The sequence below is a fragment of the Acidovorax sp. 69 genome (assembly GCF_002797445.1).
Taxonomy (GTDB): domain Bacteria; phylum Pseudomonadota; class Gammaproteobacteria; order Burkholderiales; family Burkholderiaceae_C; genus Acidovorax.
In genome coordinates, this window is the sequence record NZ_PGEP01000001.1 from 2068913 (window position 1) to 2094034 (window position 25122).

A 25122-nucleotide genomic window follows, 5' to 3' on the forward strand; every position below is an offset into this window, starting at 1 on the left:
CCAAGGGCTTGTTTGGCGTATCGATAGCAATGATCTCTGGACGTGTGCTGAATAAATGTTCGAAAATCACGAATAACAACGAACGAATGACTATCGAGCATGCAAACGGATCCTGATATCGACCGGATTGACCGCAAGATCCTGTCAATCCTGCAGGAAGATGGCCGCATTGCCAACCTCAAACTGGCGGAGGCCGTGGCCCTGTCGCCCACGGCTGTGCTGGCCCGGGTGCAACGCCTCACGCGCGATGGTTTCATTCTGGGCTATGAGGCGCGCCTGAACCCCCTGAAGCTGGGCGCGGGCATGCTGGTGTTTGTGGAGGTGCTGCTGGACCGCACCACCCCCAACGTGTTCGACCAGTTCAAGGCCGCCGTGCAGGTGCACCCCGAGATCATGGAGTGCCACATGGTGGCGGGTGGGTTCGACTACCTGCTCAAAACCCGCTCGGCCGACATGAACGCCTACCGCGTGTTTGCGGGCAATGTGCTGTGGCAGCTGCCGGGTGTGCGCGAGACGCGCACCTATGCGGTGATGGAAGAGGTCAAGCACACCAACCACTTGGTTTTGCGGTGAACGGTGGCGAGGGCGGTCGTAGCCCGCCCGTGCGGTGCGTGAGGCGGTTGGCTCTGAGCGCAGAAGCCCGCATAATTCTCCACAGAACCGCCTGTGTGAGGAGCACAACCATGACCACCTTCCCCTATGCTGCAGCTGCCCTGGTGGCTGCGTTATTCAGCCAGTCGGCCACTGCCGCGTGTTACGTGGTCTATGGTCCCGACAAGGACATCGTGTACCGGGCGTCCCAGCCACCTGTGGATATGTCGCGCCAGATTCATGAAACCCTGCCTCTCGTGGCTCCAGGCTCCACCCTGGTGTTTTCGCCCGACAACTTCGGCTGCGAATTCTCCATCAACAAGCTGCCGCTGGCCTCGGCCTCGATGCGTGGCGGCATGCGCCCGGCACGTGCAGACCGGGGCTGAGCCCGCCGGACTGCCTTGGCTGGGGCAAGGGCAGCCCCGGGCCTGAGACAATCGGGGGATGAGCGCACCGAAAGAACTATCCCCCTCGTTTGAACCCTCCGCACAGGACGTCACTGACCTGCCCGAGGGCTGGCTGCATGTGCAGTCCATGGACCTTGACGCCCAGGGCGTGGCCCGCAAGCCCGATGGCAAGGTCATTTTTATCGACGGCGCCCTGCCGTTCGAGCTGGTCACTGCCAATACCCACCGCAAGAAGAACAACTGGGAGCAGGCGAGCCTGCTGGCCATTCATCGCGAATCGTCGCAGCGCGTGCGCCCCGGCTGTCCGCATTTCGGCCTGCACGCGGGCGCGTGTGGCGGCTGCAAGATGCAGCATCTGCACGTGGGCGCCCAGGTCGCCGTCAAGCAGCGGGTACTGGAAGACAACCTCTGGCACCTGGGCAAGGTCAAGGCCCAGACCATGCTGCGTCCCATCGAAGGGCCGGCCTGGGGCTATCGCTACCGCGCCCGGCTGTCGGTGCGCCATGTGATCAAAAAAGGCCAGGTGCTGGTGGGTTTTCATGAGCGCAAAAGCCGCTATGTGGCCGACATGGAGCAGTGCCCCGTGTTGCCGCCCCATGTGGACGCCATGCTGATGCCCCTGCGGGCGCTGATTGCCGGCATGGACGCGCGCGACACCTGCCCACAGATCGAGCTGGCCTGTGGCGACACTGTGACCGCGCTGGTGCTGCGCCATCTTGAGCCCCTGAGCGTGGACGACATCGCCCGGCTGCGGGCCTTTGCGGCAGAGCATGCCGTGCAATGGTGGCTGCAGCCCAAGGGCCCAGACACCGTCAAGCTGCTGGATGAAGGGGGTGAGACCCTGTCGTATGCGCTGCCGGACTTTGGCATCACCATGCCCTTCAAGCCCACCGATTTCACACAGGTCAACCCGCACATCAACCGCGTGCTGGTTTCACGAGCGCTGCGTTGGCTGGATGTGCAGCCCGACGAACGGGTGATCGACTGGTTCTGCGGCCTGGGCAACTTCACGCTGCCGTTGGCCACCCAGGCGCGCGAGGTGCTGGGCATTGAGGGCAGCGAGGCCCTGGTGGCCCGTTCACGGGAGAACTATGCATTGAATCAGGCTGTTGCGCAGGACCATAAAGCGCTGGCAGCTACTGATTTTGTAGCGCGCAATCTGTTTGAAATGACCCCCGAGATGTTGGTGGCAGACGGATCTGCCGACAAGTGGCTGGTAGACCCTCCGCGCGAAGGGGCGTTTGCGCTGGTTCAGGCGCTGGCCGACATTGAGCAGGCCCGCATCGGGGCCGAGGGGGCAGGGCCCCTGCCCGCCGGAGCCGAGGGCTGGACACCCCCGAAGCGCATTGTCTATGTGAGCTGCAACCCCGCCACGCTGGCGCGTGACGCGGGGCTGCTCGTGCATTCCGCAGGCTACCAATGCACGGCTGCAGGCATGGTGAACATGTTCCCACACACGGCCCATGTCGAGAGCATGGCCGTGTTCGACCGCGTTTAACGGGGACGAAAAAAAGCCTGAAGGACGTTTTCTTCCTTCAGGCAGCGTATCGGGTGTGTGGTTGCCCGCCGGTCGTCAGCTGCGGTTGCGGCTGGCGGCGGCTTCGCGTGGTTCGGTTTCGATGTCGGGTGCACGTTCGCTGCGTTCCGGCTTTTCGACCTTGCCCAGCACCGAGGGCGTGCCCTCGATCTTGTTCTCGCGCATGTAGGCATCCATGTCCTTCCAGCCCGCAAACACCGAGGCCTTGGCGGCCTTGGGGTTCAGGGTGTAGCAGTCTTCCAGCCCCCGCAGCGCGTGGCGGCAGGCTCCGCCGACGGCCTTGGCCTCAGCGTCCCGCTGAGCAACGCGTGGATCAGGGCCCAGGCCGGGGATCTTGTCGCAACCAGCAAGCAGCATCAGGCCGACAAAAAGCATCAGGCGCAGCGTGGTGGATGGGTTTTGGAGATACATGTACTTGCATTATCGGCACGCCCGCCGCGCTATTGAGGCTTGATCGGTGTGAAGGGCCAAGAAAAAAGGCTCCCGAAGGAGCCTTTTGACCGAGGTCAACCATCACCGTGGGTGTCAGTCGCGCTCACCGCCCATGATGCCCAGCAGGGCCAGCAGGCTCTGGAACACGTTGAAGATGTCCAGGTACAGGGCGAGCGTGGCGCTGATGTAGTTGGTCTCACCGCCATCCATGATCTGCTTGAGGTCATACAGCATGTAGGCGCTGAAGATGCCGATGGCCAGCATCGAGATCACCATCATGCCCACGCTGGAGCCCACAAACACGTTGATGATGCCGCCCACCATGAGCACCAGCGCACCCACCATCAGCCACTTGCCCATGCCCGAGAGGTCGCGCTTGATCACGCTGGCCAGGCTGGCCATCACGAAGAACACGCCTGCGGTGCCCGCAAACGCCGTCATGATGAGGTCGGTGCCGTTCTTGAAGCCCAGCACCATGCCGATCATGCGCGACAGCATCAGGCCCATGAAGAACGTGAACGCCAGCAGCACGGGCACACCAGCGGCCGAGCGCTTGGTCTTTTCGATGGCAAACATGAACCCGAACGCGCCGCCCAGGAACACGATCAGCCCCAGGCCGCCGCTCAGCGACTGGGTGATGCCCGTGGCCACGCCCACCCAGGCGCCCAGCACCGTGGGGATCATGCTCAGGGCCAGCAGCCAGTAAGTATTGCGAAGCACCTTGTGGCGCTCTTCCTGCGAGATGCCATAGCCCGCAGAGTGGCCCAGGGTGGTGACTTGGTCATTCATCTTGTGTCTCTCCTTGTTGGCCTGCACAACGCAGACCTTGCAAATTTTAGGGGGTGGCGGTTTTTTGCCTCGCAATAACCGAGTCCGCTCACCTACTTTTGGTAAGGGTACTTTCACCCTGGCTGAGGGCAACGGCCGCTGCGATGCCGCTATGCTCGGTGGCTCCTGTGCCTGGGTGGTGTTGTGTACCGGCCCCGTGCGCTCCCCATTTGTCTCCCTCTTTCCGGATACCTCCATGAAAACCAAACACGAACTCGAACTGGCCGACGTCAAGGCCGTTGCCGCTGCTGCCGAAGCCGAAGCCCTCAAAAACCACTGGGCCGTGACCATTGCCATCGTGGACGATGGCGGGCATCTGCTGTGGTTGCAGCGCCTGGATGGCGCCGCTGCCGTGTCGTCCCACATTGCCCCTTCCAAGGCCCGCACGGCCGCATTGGGCCGCCGTGAGAGCAAGGTCTATGAGGACATCGTCAATGGCGGCCGCACGGCCTTCCTGAGCGCTCCTACCATCGACGGCCTGCTCGAAGGCGGTGTACCGATCCTGAAAGACGGTCAATGCATTGGCGCCGTGGGCGTGAGCGGCGTGAAGTCCACTGAAGACGCGCAGATTGCCCGCGCCGGGATTGCAGCGCTGGGCCTTTGACCCCAGGGCGGGTGCCGCATGGTGACCATGCGGGTTGGATAGTGCTCTTTTTTTGATAGCTGCAGGTGCTTATGCTTGTTGCGCTTGATGCCATTCAGCCAATAAAACTACTGGCACCTATAAAAAAACCGGCCTGAGGGCCGGTTTTTTTGTGGGTGGCTTCCGAGTGCGGTGGCAGGACAGTGCGGGGAGAAAAAAAGCCTGGCTACGCGGGCGGACCCGTTGGCTGGCAAAAACGACCCTTGCGGACTTATTGCAAGCCCGGGAGTCGCCCCACGATGAAACTGTCTGTGGGCCCGGTGGCGCTGTCGGCGCCGCCCGGCGGTGATGGGGGAAGGGGTGGCTGCTGCGTTTACTTGGTCAAAATCAGTTTGCCCAACTTGGTGGCCTGCAGGCGGTACACCGATCCGTTGTGGCTGATGGCCACCGCCTTCTGGCCCTGCAACAGGGCGCTGCTGTCCACTGCGGCGGTCGCGGTCACCGCCTCGACGCTGAGTGTTCCCTCGCTGGGTGAGCGGGAGATGGCGTTGTCAGCGGTGGCGGAACGCAGGAGCGAGGCGGCGGTCAGTGTGGCTTGCATGGAGTTTTCCTGTGTCATTACAGTGCGTTTTGTTAATGATAACGATTCGCAATTACAAGTCAAGTGGATTGTGTGTTTCTTTTTGGGGGCAGTGCACGGGGCTGGTTCACGGCCATGCGGCAAAAAATGAGCCCGGCAAGCTGGGCCGACCGGGCTGGGAACGGGAGGCGCTGGAGTGGGCTACTGCGGATCGGTCACAAAACCAATCTTGCGCACTCCGGCGCGTTGGGCCGCCGCCATGGCTTGGGCTACGAACTCGTAGCGCACGTTTTTGTCGCCACGGATGTGCAGGTCGGGCTGAGGCTCCTTTGCGGCTTCGGCCTGCAAGCGTGGGAAGAGTTCTTCTTCTGTGACCTGCGACTCGTTCCAGTAGTACTTGCCCTCGGCCGATACCGACAGCCGCACAGTCTCCGGCTTGATGTTTTCGACCTGGTTGGTGGCGCGGGGCAGGTCCACGTTCACCGAGTGTTTCATCACAGGCACGGTGATGATGAAGATGATGAGCAGAACCAGCATGACGTCCACCAGCGGCGTCATGTTGATTTCGTTCATCACCTCATCGGCATCGTCTTGGGTTCCGAATGCCATGGCTTAGCCGCCTTTCTTCATGGGCAACACCTTGCCGGGTTCGCCAGCGTTCACACGGGCGCCGGTGACAAAGTAGGCATGCAGGTCATGGGCAAAGCTGTTGAGGCCGCCCAGGATGGACTTGTTGCCACGCACCAGCGCGTTGTAGCCCAGCACCGCAGGGATGGCCACGGCCAGGCCCAGGGCCGTCATGATCAGCGCCTCACCGATGGGGCCGGCCACCTTGTCGATGGTGGACTGGCCCGAGGTGCCGATGGCCAGCAGTGCATGGTAGATGCCCCACACCGTGCCGAACAGGCCGATGAACGGTGCCGTGGAGCCCACCGACGCCAGGATGGCCAGGCCCGACTGCAGGCGGGCGGTGAATTCGTCGATGCAGTTGCGCAGGCAGCGCGTCACCCAGTCGCTCACATCCAGGCTGTCGTGCAGGTGGGCCTTGGTGTTGCGGTGGTGGGCAGTGGCTTCGCGGCCTTCCAGCGCCAGGTGGCGGAACGGGTTGCTGGGATCGGTGCCCAGCTTGGTCAGGCCGGCAGCGAAGTCCTCGCTGTGCCAGAAGTCCTGGGCGGTGCGGGCGTGCTTCTTGAACTTGATGATGTCCAGCGCCTTGATGAGGATGACGATCCACGAGGCCAGCGACATGGCCAGTAGCAGGATGGCGACGGCGCGGGTGACAAAGTCGCCCTGAATCCAGACGTTGGCGATGCCGAATTGCGATTCCATGAAAACTCCCTAAGCGGTAATTGGTTTATTCGAGAACAAAATTGACGGGGACCAGGTTCCACATGGTCTCGGCCACGCCATTGCGTTTGCCAGGCACAAAGCGCCAGCGCATGACGGCCTCCTGGGCCTGGCGGTCCAGCCGGTCGAAACCGCTGGACTTGCTGATTTCCACCTTCTGCGGCAGGCCGTCGGTGCCAATCAGCACGCGCAGCACGACCTTGCCTTGCTCACCCATGCGCTTGCTGATGGCGGGGTAGCTGGGCTTGGGGTTGTTCAGGTAGGCCGCATCACTGGACGGCAGCTCGATCCTGGGCGGTGCAGGCGGTGAAGGCGGCGCCGGTGGCGCAGGTGTGGGCGAGGGCGCCACCACCGGTGCATCCATGGGGGGCGCAGGGGGTTGTGGCGTGGTGACGCCCGTCGGCGCATTGGGCGCGGGTGTGGGGTCGGCAATGGCCACGGGCATGGGGGCTGGGCGTGGCGCCACCTTGGGGGCGGGTTTGGGTGGCGGGGGCACCGGCGGTGGTGGAGGGGCGATCTTGGGCGCGGGCGGGGCGATGAATTCGCTCAGCAACTCGGCGGGCACGATGATTTCTGCCGCGCGGCGCAAGAGCCCCGACTGCAGTGCCCACAGGCCCGCCACATGCAAAGCCACCACGGAACCCACGATCACGGCATTGCGGCTGACACCCCCGGGGGTGGCGAAACGATCAGGGTGAGACATAAAAATGATAGCTGCCAGCGCTTATGGAGAAAGCGCTAGAGGCCAAAAAGACCTAAATTATTTGCGAAAGATCCACCAGGCCGAGCCTGCGACAAGGATCAGGCTGCCAGCGAGTGTAGAGAGGAGTTCCATGACTTGCTTTCCAAAATGGAGCTGGCAAGCTGGATCGTCTGCGGTGCTGCTTCGTTGTGCAAGGCGGCGACCGGGTTCGATGCGCTGCACTGCGCCACCACATCGCGGGCGCAGCTTTCGCAGCACCCGCATTGGGTGGCCACGCCCAGCTCGAACTGGATCTCATCGAAGCTCATGCCAGCGCGAGCATGGCGAGCAATCTCTCGGTCAGAAATCCGGCGGCAAACACAGACGATCATGATGGCGGCAGACAGTGTGGCTGGCTGTTGAAGGAATGAAAGTATTATAAATACGAATCTATCGCATTTGCAATAAATCATTCATGCCGCCAGGGTGAAAGGCCGCGAAATCCTGTCTGGGCCTGTCAAAGTCCTTGGGACGGTGGTGTGTCTGCGGCCAGCAGCGCGGGGGTCGCGTCGGCCAGTGTGGCGCAACCCGTCAGCGCCATGGCGATCTCCAGCTCATCGCGCAACAGGCGCAGCACATGGGCCACGCCCGCAGCGCCCGCGTGGGCCAGGCCCCACACGGCGGGGCGCCCCACCAGCACGGCCGACGCACCCAGCGCCATGGCCTTGAGGACGTCGGTGCCGCGCCGGATGCCGCCGTCCACCAGCACCGGCACCGCGCCCGCCACGGCCTGCACCACACGGGGCAGGGCGGTAGCGGTGGCGGGGGCGGTGTCCAGCGTGCGCCCGCCGTGGTTGGACACGATCAGGCCCCCGGCCCCCATCGACACGGCCTGCCGCGCATCGGCCGGGTGCAGCACTCCCTTGAGCAGCACGGGCAGGCGGGTGATGGACTGCAGCCAGGCAATGTCGTCCCAGGTGGGGGCCTGGTGCAGCAGGCCGTCAAACAGCGCACTCTGGCCGACGCGCAAGGCGGGTGGGGTGGGTGTTTGCATGCCTGCGAGGTTGACCGGGCCGACGCCGGGCGGCAGCCGAAAGCCCGCGCGCCGTTCGCGGTCGCGCACGCCGCTGGAGGGCGCGTCCACCGTCAGCACCAGGGCCTCGTAGCCCGCGGCTTCGGCACGTTGCACCAGCGCCTGCGTGAAACCCCGGTCATGCTGCAGGTAGAGCTGAAACCACAGCGGGCCCCGCCCGGGGTCGGGGTGTACGGCCTGTGCCACGCTTTCCAGCGATACGCTGGCCTGGGTGCTGAGCACTACGCCCGCTCCCAGCGCCGCAGCAGCGTATGCCATGGCCAGCTCTCCATCGGGGTGCGCCATGCGCTGAAAAGCAATGGGCGCCAGCAAGATGGGGTGCGCCAGGGTACGGCCCAGCAGGCTGACCCGGGTGTGGCCGCCCGCCAGGGGCCGCAGCACGCGCGGCCACAGGGGCAGGGTATCCCAGGCACTGCGGTTGGCCCGCAGGGTGATCTCGTCGGCGGCGCCGCCGCTGAAGTAGGCCCAGGCGTTGTCGTCCAGGTGCTGGCGCGCCTGCTGCTCATGGTCGGCCAGGGTGACGATCTCGGGGGCAACCTGCTGCCGTGCGGGGGTGTGGGTCATACAAAAGAAAAAAGCACCTGGCGCTTGTTCAGCAAGCGCGAGGTGCTATTGAAATGAGAGTCGTTGCGGCGGATATGCCAGAGGGTCATGCTGCCAATGTGCCATACCGCCCGGGCTGCCTTGTCACACATCGGCCCACATGCGCAGCAGGTTGTGGTAAGTGCCCGAGAGCGCAATGACCGAGGGCTCTTTGTCGCCATGTGCCTGGCGCAGCCTGAGCAGCGACATGTCCATGTCGAACAGCAATTGGCGCTGCTCCAGCCCGCGCACCATGCTTTCTACCCAAAAAAAGCTGCTGACGCGGTGCCCGCGTGTGACGGGTGAGACCTGGTGCACGGTGCTGCTGGGGTACAGAATCATGTCGCCCGCTGGCAGCTTGATGCGTTTCTCGCCCAGGGCTTCGGTGATCACCAGCTCGCCGCCGTCGTAGTCCTCCGGCGGGGTCAAAAACAATGTGCATGACAGGTCGCTGCGCACCCAGCTGTTGTCGGCCTTGGAGTGCATGACGGCACTGTCGACATGGTTGCCGTAGAAGTTGGCGCCGTCCCCGTAGTGGTTGAACAGCGGGTTGTAGATGCGACGCGGTAGCGCCGCTGAGAAGAACAGCGCGTTGCGGTGTAACGCGGCCTTCACCATGGACTGCAACTGGGTGGACAACTCGCTGTCTTGACCCAGTTGCAGGTTGTTTTTCTGATGAATCGCCTGGCCACCGGCACTGCGGGCGCCATCCACCCAAGGGGCTTGTGGCCCGAGGGCTTGCCGCAAGACGGTGATTTCTTCAGGGGTCAGAACGTCTTTGATGTGCAGAAACATGGTGGCAGGCCCCGGAGGGCCTTTCAGAGTCAGAAGCGGGTCTTCAGTGTCACTTGCACCGAACGGGGGGCGCCCGGTGTATAGAAGCCACGGTACAGCGCATCGGCATACACGCGGTCCGTCAGGTTGCTCACGTTCAGCTTGAGGGTGGTCTTCTCGTCAAACGAGTATTCGACCATGGCATCGATGGTGCTGAAACCGCTGGCGTACACCGCACGCGAACCCTCGGGGTTTTGCTTGCCACGGTATGTCAGACCGGCGCCGACGCGGATGTTGGACGTGACGGCGTAGGTGCTCCACACGCTGCCGCTGTGTTTGGGCGTGAGGCCCGGGCGGTCCCCTTGCACCTGCGCACCGCCGCCGTTGGCCGCCAGCGCCACATTGCTGCGGTCGATCTTGGCTTCAGGAATCCAGGTGTGGTTGAAGAACACTTCCCATTGCGGTGTCAGGCGACCCGCCAGGTTGAATTCCATGCCCAGCGCGTGGCGCTTGCCGGACAGCAGCTCTTGCGCTGCGGCCGTGTCGGGGTCGGTGTTGCGCTCGTTGTATTTCTCGCTGTAGAACGCAGCCACGCCCAGCAGCGCGCGGCGCTCAAACAGTTCGAACTTGCTGCCGATTTCGATGTTGCGGCTCTTTTCCGCCGGCGTGTTGGCAGCACGGGTGGTGCCGCTGTTCAGGTTGACGCCAAACTGGTAGGTGTCGCCCGAGGTGTTGTACGAAGTGCCATACGACACGTAGTACGAAGACAGCTCATCGGGTTGGAAGATCAGGCCCACGCGTGGGCTGAACAGGCTGTCGGAGCGGTCACCGCTCACGCTGCCATTGGGGTTGCGGTAGGTGGCCTTGAAGTTGTCGTAGCGCAGGCCGCCCACGAGCTTGAGGGTGTCGGTGAGCGAGACGGTGTCCTGGAAGTACAGCCCCAGGTTGCGCGACTTGAACGTGTTCCATTGCACGGCCGCACGGCCATCTGCCACGCCCACGCCGTTGTCGGGTGTGCCCACGGTGGTGGTGGGGCGGGTGGTGGTGTTGGCGTAGTTCTGGTTGCGTTGGGCATCGTCGTCGTAGTAGTCCACGCCGGTCAGCACTGCGTGCTTCTTGCCACCCCAGTTGAAGGTGTTGTTGTAGTCGCTCTGCACCTGCAGCACATCGCTCTCACCAATGCGGCCCTTGGAGCCACGCGTGAGCACCGTGCTGTCGTTGATCTGGTCCAGCGTGATGGCGCTGTTCTGGAAACCGATGGTGCTGGCCAGCATGTCGCGCTTGTACGTGCCGTAGCGCAGGCGGGTGTTGACCTCGCCGCCATCGTCAAAGCGGTGGATGTGGCCCAGCGTGGCGTATTGCGACGAGGTGTTGTTGTAGTCGCTCTCCAGGCCGTAGAAGTTGCGGGCGGGCAAAGGCGTGTTGATCTTGCCATCGGCCGACAGGCGCCAGGGATGGTTGTAGATCGGGCGGCCCTTGGATTCAAGGTAGTACAGGCCGATGGAGAACTCGTCGCGCGTACCAATGCCCCAGGCAAATGTGGGCGCAATGCCGCGTTTGTCTTGCTTGGCGCCGTAGTTGTCGGACTCCTGCACCATGGCGTTCAGGCGGAACGCCGCGTTTTCGCCCGTCACGAAGTTGAAGTCGCCGGTGGCGCGGTGGGATTTGCCCGTGCCAAAGGTGTAGGCCGCCTCATGCTGGTCGATCAGCAAGGGGTATTTGTTGACCTGGTTGACCACACCACCCGTGGACCCCTTGCCGAACAGCATGGAGGCCGAGCCCTTGAGCACCTCTACACGGTCCTGGTTGAAGGTATCGCGCTCGACCAGCGGGGCGTCCTTCATGCCGTCGATGTAGATGTCACCGGCCTGGCCGAGCGAGAAACCCCGCAGGCGCACGTCTTCTTCGCCGGTTTCGCCTGCCAGAAAGGTCACGCCGGCCGTGGTACGCAGCACCTCGCGGAAGTCGTCCTGGTTGCGGTCGTTCATCAGCTTTTCGGTGAACACTGTGACCGACTGAGGGATGTCCTTGATGTCCTGCTTGCCCTTGCCGACGGTGGTTTTCTTGAGGAGCAGGGTGTCTTTGCCTTGCACTTCAGCCGCTTCTTTCACGGTCACGGTAGACAGGGTGGTCTCGGGGGTGCTGGTCTGGGCCATGGCGCCCATGGAGGCCGCCAGCATCAGGGCGCCCAGCGGCAACAGGGCTTTGTCTGAAGACATGCCCAGCGGGGCTGCGGCTGGAGAAGAAGCGGGAGAGTTGTGTGAGCGCAGCACGGAGCTGCGGCGCTGAGCGCGTGATTTTGCCAAGAGGGCCTCCGTCGGGTGGGTGTGCAGATTGGTGCGCGGGGCACCAAGAGCAAGCGAGAGGCAGTGGCTAGGTCAACATGGCTGTGCGTCGTCGTGCATTCTTATGTTACATCAAATGCGGGTCATTCTCATTTGTGTTGACGTTTACGTGCCACAATTTCAGGATTTCTGGGCGAAAAAAAAGCCGGCCAGGCCGACTTTTTGCTGCAGTGCAGGGTGTCTTACTTGACGTGCTTGCCAATCAGGCCAGCCAGTTCAAACATGGACACTTGGGGTTTGCCGAACAGCTCCTTGAGCTTGGCGTCTGCATTGATGTTGCGCTTGTTGGCAGCGTCTTGCAGGTTGTTGGCCTTGATGTAGACCCACAGCTTGCTGATGATCTCCGTGCGTGGCAGCGGTGCCGAGCCCACCACAGCGGCCAGCGCTGGGCTGGGCGTGAGCGCCTTCATGAAAGCGGCGTTGGGGGTGCGCTTCTTGGCGGGTGCAGCGGCCTTCTTGGCTGCTGGGGCTGTGGTTGCCGGAGCTTTTTTTGCAGTTGCCATGTTGGGTTTTCCTTGTTGGAAGTAAATTTTCACCAGCGAAAACGACGCTTTCCCACTGGAAGACCGATGCTAATGGGAAAAAAACGGGTTTCCAAGGGAGAAACGGCTTTTTTTGCCTCGATTTGTAGCGGTTGCGCCGCTGAGCGCACAGTGAGTCGCCGCAGTGGCACGCCAGTCTTGACAAAACGGCGGCGGGGCTCGGTTTTGGGGTGCGCACAGGGGATGGCAAGGGGTGCCCAGGTCGGGGCATTGAAAGATGCTGCGTAACAATGAATGAATGCGGGGCATTGACCCATTGACCCGCGAGGCTGGCAGGTGGGCTCCCCACACGGGGTTCTGGGATTCCGGTTCCTGAATTTCGTGCCGCTTTTATCGTCCTGCCGTTGTAGCAACCTCCATTTTGAAAGGCATCTTCGCAATGACTCCACCATCTTCCACTCCATTCAGCACTTGCGACTTCTGCGACAAACACAAGGCCGACGTGAGTGGCGGTTTCCGTGTGTTACCACCCGTGTTTCAAAGCTTCGGGGGGACGGCTGTGTTTGCAGGCCCGGTGAGCACCGTCAAATGCCACGAGGACAACACCGTTGTGAAGGCGGCCGTGGAATCCCCTGGAGAGGGCCGTGTGCTGGTGGTTGACGGCGGCGGGTCGTTGCGCCGCGCGCTGGTGGGGGGCAACCTCGCGGCAGCTGCCGCCCGCAACGGCTGGGCGGGCATCGTGGTGGACGGCTGTGTTCGCGACGTGGCGGAACTCAACACTGCGGCCTTAGGCATCCGGGCGCTGGCACTGATGCCGTTGCCCACAGAGCGGCGTGGTGAAGGCCAGCGCGATGTGGCTGTGCAGATCCAGGGAGTGTGGGTGCGGCCCGGCGACTGGCTGTATGCCGATGCCGACGGTATCGTGGTCAGCGTGCAGGCGCTGTCTGTTTGAGCGACAGGGGTCGGTGTTTTCCGATGGCTGCGGTTCTCAGCGATGGCGCCCCACACGCAGTGCCGCGCGCGAGGGCAGGGTGGCCAACAGCACGCTGGCCAGGGCAATGCCAAAAGCGACCAGTTGTATGCCGGTGAGCGATTCGCCCAGAAAGACAACACCCACCAGCGCAGCGCTCACGGGCAACATGACCGAGAACACGCCGCCCTGCGCCGCTGGCACTGCCTTCAGACCGGTCATCCACAGCCACACGGTCCACATGCAGGCGGCGAGCGCATAAAACAGCAGCAGTGCCCAGGTGCCCCAGCCGACGGAGGCAAAGTGGAAGTCCAGCGCCAGATAAAGCCCGAAAGGTGTGGTCAGCACAAACCCCCACAGATTGATGAGCGATGTGATGCGTTTTGGGCCCAGGCTGCCTGTGAGTTTTTTGCCGATCACGGTGTAGGCGGCTTCACAGATCACAGCGCCCACCAGCAGCCATTGGCCGAGCCAGGCCATGTTTTGAGCGTTTTTGGGGTCTAGCGCCTGATCTGTATGCGCTAAGTGCTCTGGTTTTGATAGTGAAAATAGTGCAATGCCCACCACGGCGCACACCACGGCGATCCAGGTGCGCGGTGCCACCCGTTCGCGCAGAAAGGCCCAGCCCATCAATGCCACTGCGGCAGGAATGGCCGCCATCGTCACGCCGGCCGAAACCGCGTCGGTCAGGCTCACGCCATAGATCATGCAGATGGTGAACAGGAAGTTGCCCAGAAACGACTCGAGAAACAGAAGCCGTTTTGTTTGCGGGGTGAGCGGCGGTTCGTCTGCAGGCTTCTTGAGCCAATGCAGCATGGCCACACCGCCGATGCCAAAGCGCATCCAGGCCAGCAGGAACACCGGCAGCACGGCTGCCAGAGGCTTGGACAGCGCGACATAGCTGCCCACCAGCGCCATGCTGAGGGCCAGGCACATATAGGCGAAGGGGCGGTTGGGTTGGGTCACTAGACTGGGGCGCTGTTCAACAAAAAATGAGTGCGCATCATGCCCGACGAATCCGTGCCCGACCTGCCGCTCCGCTGTGTTTTTGTCTATGGCACCTTGCGCAGCGGAGGGAGCAACGACATCACGCGCCTGCAACCCCCGCCACGTTGTGTGGGGACAGCGCAGGTGGCTGGGGTGCTCTATCACCTGGGCGCCTATCCGGGCATGGTGCTGGGCGGAAATCAGTGGGTGCAGGGCGAGGTGTATGCCATCGAGCCCGCGCTGGAGGCTGTCCTGGACGCCATCGAGGGTCTGGGGGAGGACGCGAGTGACGAGTACATCCGGCGCGAAGTGTCCGTGCAGGTGCAGGGGCGTGCGGTGTTGTGCCTGCTGTACGAAATCAACCCCCGGTATGTGGTGTCCGTGCCTGTGATCGAGCGTGGCGATTGGTTCGCGGTGATGAATCGGCGACAAGCAAAATCCCATAATGTGAAAGTTGAATTTCTTAATGTGGTGTGCGATAGATGCTGCATTGCCGCATTTTTTCTCGATATGAGAAATCAATTTCTGTATTGAGAAATCTCGTGTTTAAGTTGTTGTTCTATAAGGAGAAAATTTATCTCTTCTATAAGACATAAGAGCTTGCGCAGGTCTTATAGAAGACTTAAAGTTGTCCTCAAGGGCGGCACAAGCAGCCCGGCGTTTTCAACCAACCTCTGGAGTGATCTCATGCCCCAATCCCTCAACGAACAACTGAGCCGCGAACAGCAAATTGCCGCCCTGGAAAAAGACTGGGCCCAGAACCCCCGCTGGAAGGGTGTGAAGCGCGGTTACTCTGCTGCCGACGTGGTGCGCCTGCGCGGCTCGCTGCCGATTGAGCACACGCTGGCCAAGCGCGGCGCTGAGAAGCTGTGGGACAAGATCAATGGCGGCGCCAAAAAGGGTTACGTCAACGCCTTTGGCGCCATTTCTGCGGGCCAAGCCATGCAGCAAGCCAAGGCCGGCCTGGAAGCCGTGTACCTGTCGGGCTGGCAAGTCGCCGCTGACGGCAACACATCCGAAACCATGTACCCCGACCAGTCGCTGTACGCCTACGACTCGGTGCCCACCATGGTGCGCCGCATCAACAACACCTTCAAGCGCGCTGACGAAATCCAGTGGGGCCGTGGCATCAACCCCGGCGACAAGGAATTCATCGACTACTTCCTGCCCATCGTGGCCGACGCCGAAGCCGGCTTCGGCGGCGTGCTGAACGCCTTCGAACTCATGAAGAACATGATCCAGTCGGGCGCTGCAGGCGTTCACTTCGAAGACCAACTGGCTGCCGTGAAGAAGTGTGGCCACATGGGTGGCAAGGTGCTGGTGCCTACGCAGGAAGCCTGCGAAAAGCTGATCTCCGCACGTTTTGCGGCCGACGTCATGGGCGTGTCCACCATCGTGCTGGCCCGTACCGATGCCGAAGCCGCCAACCTGATCACCTCTGACCACGATGCCAACGACAAGCCTTTCCTGACCGGCGAGCGCACCCAAGAAGGCTTCTACCGCGTCAAGAACGGTCTGGAACAAGCCATCAGCCGCGGCGTGGCCTACGCCCCTTACGCCGACCTGGTGTGGTGCGAAACCGGCGTGCCAGACATCGGCTTTGCCCGTGAATTTGCACAAGCCGTGCACGCTGCCTGCCCCGGCAAGCTGCTGTCGTACAACTGCTCGCCATCGTTCAACTGGAAGAAGAACCTCAACGACAAGCAGATCGCGTCGTTCCAGGAAGACCTGTCGGCCCTGGGCTACAAGTACCAGTTCATCACGCTGGCCGGCATCCACATCAACTGGTTCAACACGTTCCAGTTCGCCCATGCATACGCCAACGGCGAAGGCATGAAGCACTACGTGAACATGGTGCAAGAGCCCGAATTCGCGGCACGTGACAAGGGCTACACGTTTGTATCGCACCAGCAAGAAGTGGGCGCAGGCTACTTCGACGATGTGACCACGGTGATCCAGGGTGGTTCGTCTTCTGTGAAGGCCCTGACGGGTTCGACCGAAGAAGAGCAGTTCCACTGATCTGCGTGACTTTTGCGCCCCTTGGATGTGGCGCAAAATCCACCGCGCAAAAGCCCGAAGCCCTCGCTTCGGGCTTTTTTGTTGGCGGCAGGGTTAAAATGCGAACAAATTCACTGCACAAGAGCGAGAAAGGCAATCTGGTTATGACACCGCGAACTACATCGGAGATGTTGACCAGCCGCTGAGGCTGGATGTTCGCGCCTGCACGAGATTGCATACCTCTTCCAGAAAGCGCGGACCCGTTCCGCGCTTTTTTGTTTCTGGGCCTGGCGCGTGCCCGCACCCCATTGCACTGATTGAAAAGAAAGAGTTACTCCCATGATTCACATCACGCTCCCCGACGGCTCGCAACGCGAATTCCCCGGCCCCGTCACCGTGGCCGAAGTGGCTGCCTCCATTGGCGCGGGTCTGGCCAAGGCGGCCCTGGCTGGCAAGATTGACGGCAAGGTGGTGGATACCAGCTACCAGATCACGGCGGACAGCCCGCTGTCGATCATCACGGCCAAGGATGCGGATGGACTGGAGGTGATTCGCCATTCCACCGCTCACTTGCTGGCCTACGCCGTCAAGGAGCTGTTTCCCGAAGCGCAGGTGACCATCGGCCCGGTGATCGAAAACGGATTCTTCTACGACTTTGCGTACAAGCGTCCCTTTACGCTCGAAGACATGGCCGCCATCGAAAAGCGCATGGCCGAGCTGGCAGCCAAGGACGAGCCCGTGGTGCGCCGCGTCTTGCCGCGTGATGAGGCCGTCGCTTACTTCAAGGGCCTGGGCGAGCACTACAAGGCCGAGATCATTGCGAGCATCCCCAGCAATGAAGATGTGAGCCTGTACCGTGAAGGCAATTTCGAAGATTTGTGCCGTGGCCCTCACGTGCCCAGCACGGGCAAGCTCAAATTTTTCAAGCTCATGAAGGTGGCCGGCGCCTATTGGCGCGGCGACCACCGCAACGAGATGCTTCAGCGTATCTACGGCACGGCGTGGACGTCGAAGGAAGAGTTGCAGCAGTACCTCACGATGCTGGAAGAGGCTGAGAAGCGCGACCACCGCAAGCTGGGCCGCGAGCTGGATCTGTTCCACATGGACGAACATTCGCCCGGTACGGTGTTCTGGCACCCCAAGGGCTGGGCGCTGTGGCAAGAGGTGGAGCAGTACATGCGCCGCGTGTACCGCAACAACGGCTACCTGGAGGTCAAGGGTCCTCAGATCCTGGACAAGAGCCTGTGGGAAAAGACGGGCCACTGGGACAAGTACCGCGACAACATGTTCACCACCGAGTCGGAAAAGCGTGAGTACGCGCTCAAGCCGATGAACTGCCCCGGCCACGTCCTGATCTACAAGCAGGGCATCAAGAGCTATCGCGACCTGCCGTTGCGCTACGGTGAGTTCGGTGCGTGCCACCGCAACGAGCCCACAGGCGGTCTGCACGGCATCATGCGCGTGCGCGGCTTCACGCAGGACGATGGCCACATCTTCTGCACGGAAGAGCAGGTGCTGGAAGAGTGCGCCAATTACACGGCCTTGGTGCAGAAGGTCTACAAAGACTTTGGCTTTACCGACATCATCTACAAGGTGGCGACGCGCCCTGAGGCGCGCATCGGTACCGATGAATCGTGGGACCGTGCCGAGAAGGCGCTGATGGATGGCCTGCGCCATTCGGGTTGTGAGTTCGAAATCGCTGAAGGCGAGGGTGCTTTTTACGGCCCCAAGATTGAATACACGCTGAAAGACGCGCTGGGCCGACAGTGGCAGTGCGGCACGATGCAGATTGACCCCAATCTGCCCGAGCGCCTGGACGCGGAATATGTGGCCGAAGATGGCAGCCGTAAACGGCCCCTGATGCTGCACCGTGCTACCGTCGGCAGCATGGAGCGTTTCATCGGCATGCTGATTGAGCACTATGCCGGCGCCTTCCCTTTATGGCTTGCACCGGTGCAGATTGCGGTGCTCAACATCACCGACGCACAGGCGGACTACTGTCGCGAAATTGCCGAAAAGCTGCAAAAAGCACTGCCGAATCAAGACCTTAGGGTGGCGGTCGATCTGCGCAATGAGAAGATTACGTATAAAATACGTGAGCATTCGTTGCAAAAGCTGCCGTACATCCTTGTCGCGGGCGACAAGGAAAAGGCCGCAGGAGCCGTCGCAGTGCGTGGCCGGGGCAATCGTGACCTTGGCGTGATGTCTGTTGAAGCGTTCGCTGAGTTGATCGCCCAAGACATCGCCACCAAAGCCTGATTTTTGTTGAAAAAATGCTTTGGCGCATGTCAGTTGTGCGGTTGTAGCTACAAAGTTTGTAGTAATTTGATTGAAGGAAGATAGCCATCGCTACTGAATTTCGTGATCGTCGCCACCGTGAAGAGCGCAAGCACCGCCTGAACCGTGAAATCATGGCCCCGGAAGTTCGACTTTCCGGTCCTGAGAACGAGCCTTTGGGCGTTGTCAGCCTGATGGAGGCCTTGCGCATGGCGGGTGAGTTGGATGTGGACTTGGTGGAAATCGCCGCTACGGCGAATCCTCCGGTGTGTCGTCTCATGGACTACGGCAAGTTCAAGTACCAAGAGCAAAAGCGTGCGGCTGAAGCCAAGGCCAAGCAAACGGTCATCGAGATCAAGGAAGTCAAGTTCCGTCCCGGTACGGACGATGGCGACTACAACATCAAGATGCGCAACATCCGCCGCTTTCTGGCGGATGGTGACAAGTGCAAGATCACGCTGCGGTTCCGCGGGCGTGAAATTACGCACCAGGAGCTGGGTTTGGCGCTGCTCAACCGCATTCGCGATGAGTTGGCCGATTCGATCCTCATTGAGCAGTTTCCCAAGCTGGAAGGTCGTCAGATGATCATGATGATCGCCCCAGGCAAGAAAAAGCCTTCTGCCAAACCTGTTGCGGAGGTAGCACCTGCGCCAGGTGCTGCTGCTTAAGTCGGTAGGTAGTCTGTTGAGAATTTGAGTGTTGCGCCTGTATGGGCGCGGCGGTCAGAGGTGCTGCTTTTGCGGCACCGAACGAGAGGTGAAAGCCTGTCGATAAAAGTGGCTCGGGGCCAACAAGTTTGCAGATCGGTTTGCAAACGCCTCACGAGCACAAAGAAAAGGAGCATTCACATGCCCAAAATGAAGACCAAGAGCAGCGCGAAAAAGCGTTTCCGCGTTCGTCCCGGTGGCACCGTCAAGCGCGGTCAAGCCTTCAAACGTCACATCTTGACCAAGAAGACCACCAAGAACAAGCGTCACCTGCGTGGTGCAGTCGCTGTGCACGAGACCAATATGGCCTCGATTTCACAGATGCTGCCCGGTATGGGCGTTTAATTTACTGACGAACAAGGAGAAATAACATGCCTCGCGTCAAACGTGGTGTAACGGCCCGTGCCCGTCACAAGAAAGTTCTAGCCCTTGCAAAGGGTTTCCGTGGTCGCCGCGGTAACGTCTACCGTATCGCCAAGCAGGCGGTAATGAAGGCTGGGCAATATGCCTACCGTGACCGCCGCACCAAGAAGCGCGTGTTCCGCCAGTTGTGGATTGCCCGTATCAACGCCGCTGCCCGTGAACTGGGCCTGACCTACAGCCAGTTCGCCAACGGCCTGAAGAAGGCATCTATCGAGATCGACCGCAAGATGCTGGCCGACCTCGCAGTGCACGACAAGGCTGCCTTTGGCAGCATCGTGGAGCAAGTCAAGGCCAAGCTGGCTGCTTGAGTTCACGATGAGTGGCTATCTTTGTGATAGCTGCTTGCGCAATAACAGCAAGGGCTAGGGCTTGAAAAGGCACTAGCCCTTGTTTATTTTCAAGAGTCGATATGAACGAGTTGGATTCCCTGGTCGAGAGCGCGACGAAACTGTTTGCGCAAAGCGCAACCCCCGCAGATCTGGAAAATGCCAAGGCGCAGTTTCTGGGCAAGTCGGGTCGCGTGACCGAACTCATGAAGGGCATGGCGCAGCTTTCCGTCGAGGAAAAAAAGTCTCGTGGCGCGGCCATCAATGTAGCCAAGCAGGCCATTGAAGCCGCCTTGACTGCGCGCCGCCAGGCCTTGGCCGATGCTGAGCTGCAGGTCCAACTCAAGGCTGAGGCATTGGACGTGAGCCTGCCGGGCCGTCAGCGTGGACAAGGGGGCTTGCACCCCGTGTCGCTGACGCTCGAACGCATTCAGGGTATTTTCGGTTCGATGGGCTTTGACGTGGCCGAGGGCCCTGAGATTGAAACCGACTGGTTCAACTTCACTGCACTGAACACGCCGGAAGATCACCCCGCGCGTTCCATGCACGACACCTTCTACGTGGAAGGCGGCACGCCCGAGGCGCCCAACCTGCTGCGCACGCACACCAGCCCCATGCAGATCCGTCACGCGGTGCAGCACGTCAAAAAGCACCGTGCAATGCTCGATGCAGGCCAGTCCATGCCCGAGATCCGTGTCATTGCGCCGGGTCGCACCTACCGAGTGGACAGCGATGCGACGCATTCGCCGATGTTCCATCAATGTGAAGGCCTGTGGGTGGGTGAGAACGTGAGCTTCAAGGACCTGAAGGTCATCTTCACTGCCTTCTGCCGCACCTTCTTTGAAAGTGACGACCTGGTGCTGCGTTTTCGGCCGAGCTTTTTCCCCTTCACCGAACCGAGCGCCGAAATTGACATCCAGTTCCAGACCGGGCCTCTGGCGGGGCGTTGGTTGGAAGTGGCCGGTTCAGGCCAGGTGCACCCGAACGTGGTGCGCAATATGGGACTCGATCCTGAGAAGTACATCGGTTTTGCTTTTGGCATGGGGCCGGATCGCCTGACCATGCTGCGCTATGGGGTCAACGACCTGCGCCTGTTCTTTGACGGCGACATCCGTTTTCTGTCGCAGTTCCAGTAAAGCCTGCCGATTTCGCGCCGCGCGCGTGCCTGGTGGCCGCGCTCCGCACCTTCCGAACAAGAGTGTCCGACTATGCAATTTCCTGAATCCTGGTTGCGCGAATTCTGCAACCCTCCTTTGACGACGGCCGAGCTGGCCGAAACGCTGACCATGGCTGGCTTGGAAGTGGAAGAGTTGCGCCCCGTGGCGCCGCCTTTCACCAAGATCGTCGTGGGCGAGATCAAAGAGGCTGTGCAGCACCCCGATGCGGACCGCCTGCGCGTTTGCCAGGTGGATGTGGGGCAGGGCGCCCTGCTGAACATCGTCTGCGGTGCGCCGAACGCGCGCGTGGGCATCAAGGTGCCTTGCGCATTGGTGGGTGCTGAGCTGCCGCCCGGCGATGATGGCAAGCCCTTCCTGATCAAGGTGGGTAAGCTGCGTGGCGTGGAAAGCCAGGGCATGCTGTGCTCGGCGCGCGAACTCAAGCTGTCTGAAGACCATGGCGGTTTGCTGGAGCTGGACGCCGCTGCTCGCTTGGGTCAGGACATTCGCGAGCATCTGAACCTGGACGACACGCTGTTCACGCTGAAGCTCACGCCCAACCTGGCGCACTGCCTGAGCGTGTTCGGCATTGCACGTGAAGTCTCGGCATTGACCGGTGTGCCGCTGACCCAGCCCACCTTTCCGGTGGTGACATCTTCGGTGCCGGACACGCTGGCTGTGAAGGTGAGTGCCCCTGACCTGTGCGGCCGTTTCTCCGGCCGTGTGGTGCGCAACGTGAACACGCGCGCAGCCACTCCGCAATGGATGTTGGACCGCCTGGCCCGCTGTGGCCAGCGTGGCGTGTCGCCGCTGGTGGACATCTCCAACTACGTGATGTTTGAGCTGGGCCGCCCATCGCACATCTTCGACTTGGACAAGATCCACGGGGGCCTGGATGTTCGCTGGGGTCAGCCCGGCGAGCAGCTCAAATTGCTCAACGGCAACACCATCACGGTGGACGACAAGGTCGGTGTGATCTCTGATGCGCAGCAGGTTGAATCGCTCGCCGGCATCATGGGCGGCGATGCCACCGCCGTGTCTGATGACACAAAGCACATCTATATCGAGGCCGCTTTCTGGTGGCCCAAGTCCGTGGCAGGACGCTCGCGCCGCTACAACTTCTCGACCGACGCCGGCCACCGCTTCGAGCGCGGCGTGGACCCGGAACTGACGGTGGAACACATCGAACGCATCACCCAACTGGTGATCGACATCTGCGGCACGCCCGAGACGGCCTGCGGCCCGATGGACGACCAGCGCGTGAACCTGCCTGCACCCCTGCCCGTGACGCTCCGCGTGGCGCGCGCTGCCAAGGTCATCGGCATGCCGCTCACTCAAGCGCAATGTGTCGACGTGCTCAAGCGGCTGGGCCTGCCGCTCACCGAGGGGGATGGCACCGTCACGGTGGCTCCACCAGCCTACCGCTTCGACATCACCATTGAAGAAGACCTGATCGAAGAAGTCGCGCGCATGGTGGGCTACAACAACCTGCCCACTACACCGCCGCTGGCTCCCATCACGCCCAAACTGGCGCTGGAGGCCACGCGCAGCCCATTTGCCGTGCGTCGCACCCTCGCGGGACTGGGCTTTCAGGAAACCATCAACTTCAGTTTTGTAGAAGAGCGCTGGGAGCATGAGTTGGCGGCAAACCCTCAGCCCATCAAGCTGCTCAATCCCATCGCCAGTCAGATGAGTGTCATGCGCTCAACGCTGTTGGGTTCCTTGCTACAAGTTTTGAAGTTCAATCTGGATCGCAAAGCAGAACGTATTCGCATTTTCGAGCTGGGCCGTGTGTTTTTGCGCGATGCTGGTGTGCTCAACACCGACACCACTGTGGAAGGCTTTCACCAGCCCATGCGAGTGTCTGGCCTGGCTTATGGTCCCAATGATGCGTTGCAGTGGGGCCGCAAGGAGCAGTCCATTGACTTCTTTGATGTGAAAGGTGATGTGGAGGCATTGCTGGCACCGTTGCTCGCCACCTTCGAGCCGGGTACACACCCTGCTATGCATCCAGGACGCTGTGCGCGTGTGTTGGTGAATGGGCGCGCCGTGGGCTTTGTGGGCGAGTTGCATCCGCAGTGGCGCCAGTCATGGGAGCTGCCCCAGGCCCCGGTGATGTTTGAGCTGGAGCTGGATGCAGTATTGCAGCGTGTGGTGCCGCAGTTCAAATCCGTGGCCAAGCACCAGGCGGTTGAGCGTGACCTCGCTGTCGTCGTCGTTGAGCGGGTCACGCATGCCGAGATCATGGCGGCCATTGAGCAGGCAGTGCCCGGTGCCATGCTGCGATCTGCGGTGTTGTTTGACGTGTACCGCCCCAAAGCGTTGCGTGCAGGCGAGGAGGCGCCAGCAGGTGGCTTGGCGCAAGGGGAGAAGAGTCTGGCCGTGCGTGTGACTTTGGGTAGCGACGACGCTACGCTGACGGAGGCCGAGATCGATGCGGCCGTGCAAGCTGTGGTGACTCAGCTGACCCAGCGTACCGGCGCAAGGTTGCGTGTTTGACGATGTTGAAGGGGAGTGATGCCGTGATCGAATTTGCCGTCGAAAGCCTGGAAACCCCTGCATTGACCAAGGCGCAGCTGGCCGATCTGTTGTTTGATCAGATTGGCTTGAACAAGCGCGAGTCCAAAGACATGATTGACGCTTTTTTTGATCTGATTGCGCAAAGTCTTGTCGAGGGCAAGGATGTCAAGTTGTCGGGCTTTGGCAATTTCCAGATCCGTACCAAGGCACCACGCCCCGGACGAAATCCCCGCACGGGGGAAGCGATTCCGATCAAGGCACGCCGTGTGGTGACTTTTCACGCCAGTAGCAAGCTCAAGGAGCAGATTCAGACCACTGCATTGGCGTGAATTTGTACCGATTTCGTTCTCAAGATGAGGTTGGCGTCTGGCAGTATCGGCATGTCTGCGGTACGCTAGTCGGCTTTCCGGTTTGAATCCGCATTCCATGGGCAACACCCTTCCTTCCATTCCTGCCAAGCGATACTTCACGATTGGTGAGGTTGCGGAATTGTGCGGCGTCAAACCCCATGTCTTGCGCTACTGGGAGCAAGAATTCACACAACTGCGCCCCATGAAGCGGCGTGGAAACCGGCGCTACTACCAGCATCACGAGGTGCTCATGATCCGCCGTATCCGGGACTTGTTGTATGACCAGGGGTTCACCATCAGCGGAGCCCGTAATCGTCTTCAGGAACTTGTGCATCCGGCACGTGATGAGTCCGTGGTAGGTGCTACAACGATGGAGTCATCGAATGCCGAGTTGCCCAGCATGTTGGTGGACGGGGCGCGTGATCTTTCCATCGATCCGAAGAACTTCATGTTGGACTCGAATGCAGTGCGTAGAGAATTATTTGAGATTCGCGCGCTACTTTCTTTGAATTGAGTTTTTTCTGCATATAATCTAAGTCTTGTCGGCGTGTAGCGCAGCCTGGTAGCGCACTTGCATGGGGTGCAAGGGGTCGCGAGTTCGAATCCCGCCACGCCGACCATTGATAGCAAAAGCCCAGAACCGAAAGGTTCTGGGCTTTTTTGCTTGTTGCAGTTCACTGTGTGTCTCGGTGCGAATATCGCCTCGCACTTTGTGCTGCGGCAGGACAAGGGGCTGCAGCCTCTTGTAGTGACGGGTGACATGCAGAGGCGAATATTGGGCCTCAAGACCGACAACAGGAAGCCCGACTGGGCCGAGGACCTTCATGATCGATGGACTGGTGGCCGGAAGGCTTTATGGCGAGACGGAGCGGCGCATGGACAAGGCGGGCAAGGCGTTCACGCTGGCGAAGGTGCGGGCCAGCACGGCCGACGGCGAAATACTGTTTGTGAACGTCATCGCGTTTGACGGCGATGTCTGCGCCTCCCTTCATGCTCTTCAGGATGGAGATTCCGTGGCGCTTTCGGGTAGCCTCACGCCCCGAGTCTGGACGGATAAGCAAGGGAATGCCCGGCCCGCATTGGACATGGTGGCGCATCGCTTGATGGTGTTACCGTGAGCCGATGGCTGAACCTTTGATGGGAT

Annotated in this window: 28 protein-coding genes and 1 tRNA gene; 17 read left to right on the top strand and 12 right to left on the bottom strand. The window is 61.1% G+C overall.

Going from position 1 to position 25122, the window contains the following annotated elements; all coding sequences use genetic code 11:
• Positions 1-99: 99 nt before the first annotated feature.
• From CLU85_RS09450 to rlmD, 3 genes are all read left to right on the top strand, one after another.
• Entirely contained in the window at positions 100-573 is a 474-nt protein-coding gene (locus CLU85_RS09450) for an Lrp/AsnC ligand binding domain-containing protein (protein WP_100410036.1), read from the top strand.
• 110 nt (positions 574-683) lie between these two features.
• Positions 684-977 (top strand): hypothetical protein, encoded by a 294-nt coding sequence (locus tag CLU85_RS09455; protein WP_100410037.1) that lies wholly within the window; start codon positions 684-686, stop codon positions 975-977.
• Between the two features lie 58 nt (positions 978-1035).
• Positions 1036-2496 carry a 23S rRNA (uracil(1939)-C(5))-methyltransferase RlmD gene (gene rlmD / locus CLU85_RS09460; RefSeq protein WP_100410038.1) on the top strand — a complete coding sequence of 487 codons (1461 nt, stop codon included), beginning with the start codon at positions 1036-1038 and terminating at the stop codon, positions 2494-2496.
• A gap of 75 nt (positions 2497-2571) precedes the next feature.
• On the opposite strand, the gene CLU85_RS09465 is transcribed toward rlmD, so the two are convergent.
• Both CLU85_RS09465 and CLU85_RS09470 read right to left on the bottom strand, forming a co-directional pair.
• Positions 2572-2946, bottom strand: a complete 375-nt coding sequence (locus CLU85_RS09465; RefSeq protein ID WP_100410039.1) for a hypothetical protein — start codon at positions 2944-2946, stop codon at positions 2572-2574.
• 114 nt (positions 2947-3060) lie between these two features.
• A complete protein-coding gene (locus tag CLU85_RS09470; protein WP_100410040.1) occupies positions 3061-3756 on the bottom strand; it encodes a Bax inhibitor-1/YccA family protein in 696 nt (231 codons plus the stop codon).
• Positions 3757-3991: 235 nt separating this feature from the next.
• Between CLU85_RS09470 and CLU85_RS09475 the strand changes: the two genes are divergently transcribed.
• Entirely contained in the window at positions 3992-4399 is a 408-nt protein-coding gene (locus CLU85_RS09475; RefSeq protein ID WP_100412466.1) for a heme-binding protein, read from the top strand.
• A 352-nt stretch (positions 4400-4751) separates the two neighbouring features.
• On the opposite strand, the gene hemP is transcribed toward CLU85_RS09475, so the two are convergent.
• From hemP to CLU85_RS09520, 9 genes are all read right to left on the bottom strand, one after another.
• Positions 4752-4979 carry a hemin uptake protein HemP gene (gene hemP / locus CLU85_RS09480; protein ID WP_100410041.1) on the bottom strand — a complete coding sequence of 76 codons (228 nt, stop codon included), beginning with the start codon at positions 4977-4979 and terminating at the stop codon, positions 4752-4754.
• A gap of 180 nt (positions 4980-5159) precedes the next feature.
• On the bottom strand, positions 5160-5567 hold the full coding sequence (locus CLU85_RS09485; RefSeq protein ID WP_100410042.1) for a biopolymer transporter ExbD: 408 nt from the start codon (positions 5565-5567) through the stop codon (positions 5160-5162).
• Positions 5568-5570: 3 nt separating this feature from the next.
• Positions 5571-6287, bottom strand: coding sequence for a MotA/TolQ/ExbB proton channel family protein (locus CLU85_RS09490; RefSeq protein WP_100410043.1), 717 nt, complete (start codon positions 6285-6287; stop codon positions 5571-5573).
• A 25-nt stretch (positions 6288-6312) separates the two neighbouring features.
• Entirely contained in the window at positions 6313-7008 is a 696-nt protein-coding gene (locus tag CLU85_RS09495) for an energy transducer TonB (protein WP_100410044.1), read from the bottom strand.
• Between the two features lie 98 nt (positions 7009-7106).
• Complete coding sequence (locus tag CLU85_RS09500; protein WP_100410045.1) at positions 7107-7379, bottom strand: bacterioferritin-associated ferredoxin; 273 nt, start codon at positions 7377-7379, stop codon at positions 7107-7109.
• A gap of 125 nt (positions 7380-7504) precedes the next feature.
• Positions 7505-8644, bottom strand: a complete 1140-nt coding sequence (locus CLU85_RS09505; RefSeq protein WP_100410046.1) for an alpha-hydroxy acid oxidase — start codon at positions 8642-8644, stop codon at positions 7505-7507.
• 123 nt (positions 8645-8767) lie between these two features.
• Positions 8768-9457 (bottom strand): Fe2+-dependent dioxygenase, encoded by a 690-nt coding sequence (locus tag CLU85_RS09510; RefSeq protein ID WP_100410047.1) that lies wholly within the window; start codon positions 9455-9457, stop codon positions 8768-8770.
• 29 nt (positions 9458-9486) lie between these two features.
• Complete coding sequence (locus CLU85_RS09515; RefSeq protein WP_232727779.1) at positions 9487-11655, bottom strand: TonB-dependent siderophore receptor; 2169 nt, start codon at positions 11653-11655, stop codon at positions 9487-9489.
• Between the two features lie 308 nt (positions 11656-11963).
• Positions 11964-12284, bottom strand: a complete 321-nt coding sequence (locus CLU85_RS09520; protein ID WP_100410049.1) for an SWIB/MDM2 domain-containing protein — start codon at positions 12282-12284, stop codon at positions 11964-11966.
• 418 nt (positions 12285-12702) lie between these two features.
• Between CLU85_RS09520 and rraA the strand changes: the two genes are divergently transcribed.
• The gene (rraA, locus tag CLU85_RS09525) at positions 12703-13215 is read left to right on the top strand and encodes a ribonuclease E activity regulator RraA (RefSeq protein WP_100410050.1); all 513 of its coding nucleotides are present in this window, start codon (positions 12703-12705) and stop codon (positions 13213-13215) included.
• Positions 13216-13251: 36 nt separating this feature from the next.
• Here rraA and CLU85_RS09530 read toward each other — a convergent pair whose 3' ends face one another.
• Positions 13252-14169: a DMT family transporter gene (locus CLU85_RS09530; RefSeq protein ID WP_100412467.1), complete on the bottom strand. Its 918-nt coding sequence runs from the start codon at positions 14167-14169 to the stop codon at positions 13252-13254.
• A gap of 69 nt (positions 14170-14238) precedes the next feature.
• Between CLU85_RS09530 and CLU85_RS09535 the strand changes: the two genes are divergently transcribed.
• The 12 genes from CLU85_RS09535 (at position 14239) to CLU85_RS09590 (ending at position 25096) form a co-directional block, all read left to right on the top strand.
• Entirely contained in the window at positions 14239-14754 is a 516-nt protein-coding gene (locus CLU85_RS09535; RefSeq protein ID WP_100412468.1) for a gamma-glutamylcyclotransferase, read from the top strand.
• Positions 14755-14907: 153 nt separating this feature from the next.
• Positions 14908-16239, top strand: a complete 1332-nt coding sequence (aceA, locus tag CLU85_RS09540; protein WP_100410051.1) for an isocitrate lyase — start codon at positions 14908-14910, stop codon at positions 16237-16239.
• Between the two features lie 318 nt (positions 16240-16557).
• The gene (gene thrS, locus CLU85_RS09545) at positions 16558-18477 is read left to right on the top strand and encodes a threonine--tRNA ligase (protein ID WP_100410052.1); all 1920 of its coding nucleotides are present in this window, start codon (positions 16558-16560) and stop codon (positions 18475-18477) included.
• A gap of 80 nt (positions 18478-18557) precedes the next feature.
• On the top strand, positions 18558-19163 hold the full coding sequence (infC, locus tag CLU85_RS09550) for a translation initiation factor IF-3 (protein WP_100410053.1): 606 nt from the start codon (positions 18558-18560) through the stop codon (positions 19161-19163).
• A gap of 180 nt (positions 19164-19343) precedes the next feature.
• Positions 19344-19547 carry a 50S ribosomal protein L35 gene (gene rpmI, locus CLU85_RS09555; protein WP_100410054.1) on the top strand — a complete coding sequence of 68 codons (204 nt, stop codon included), beginning with the start codon at positions 19344-19346 and terminating at the stop codon, positions 19545-19547.
• 26 nt (positions 19548-19573) lie between these two features.
• Positions 19574-19933, top strand: coding sequence for a 50S ribosomal protein L20 (gene rplT, locus CLU85_RS09560; RefSeq protein WP_055402682.1), 360 nt, complete (start codon positions 19574-19576; stop codon positions 19931-19933).
• A 101-nt stretch (positions 19934-20034) separates the two neighbouring features.
• Entirely contained in the window at positions 20035-21087 is a 1053-nt protein-coding gene (gene pheS, locus CLU85_RS09565) for a phenylalanine--tRNA ligase subunit alpha (RefSeq protein WP_100410055.1), read from the top strand.
• A 72-nt stretch (positions 21088-21159) separates the two neighbouring features.
• Complete coding sequence (pheT, locus tag CLU85_RS09570; protein ID WP_100410056.1) at positions 21160-23607, top strand: phenylalanine--tRNA ligase subunit beta; 2448 nt, start codon at positions 21160-21162, stop codon at positions 23605-23607.
• 23 nt (positions 23608-23630) lie between these two features.
• Positions 23631-23957, top strand: coding sequence for an integration host factor subunit alpha (locus tag CLU85_RS09575; RefSeq protein ID WP_232727781.1), 327 nt, complete (start codon positions 23631-23633; stop codon positions 23955-23957).
• 97 nt (positions 23958-24054) lie between these two features.
• On the top strand, positions 24055-24492 hold the full coding sequence (locus CLU85_RS09580) for a MerR family transcriptional regulator (protein WP_100410058.1): 438 nt from the start codon (positions 24055-24057) through the stop codon (positions 24490-24492).
• Between the two features lie 29 nt (positions 24493-24521).
• Positions 24522-24598, top strand: a tRNA-Pro gene (locus CLU85_RS09585).
• A 204-nt stretch (positions 24599-24802) separates the two neighbouring features.
• Positions 24803-25096, top strand: coding sequence for a single-stranded DNA-binding protein (locus CLU85_RS09590; protein WP_100410059.1), 294 nt, complete (start codon positions 24803-24805; stop codon positions 25094-25096).
• Positions 25097-25122 lie beyond the last annotated feature (26 nt).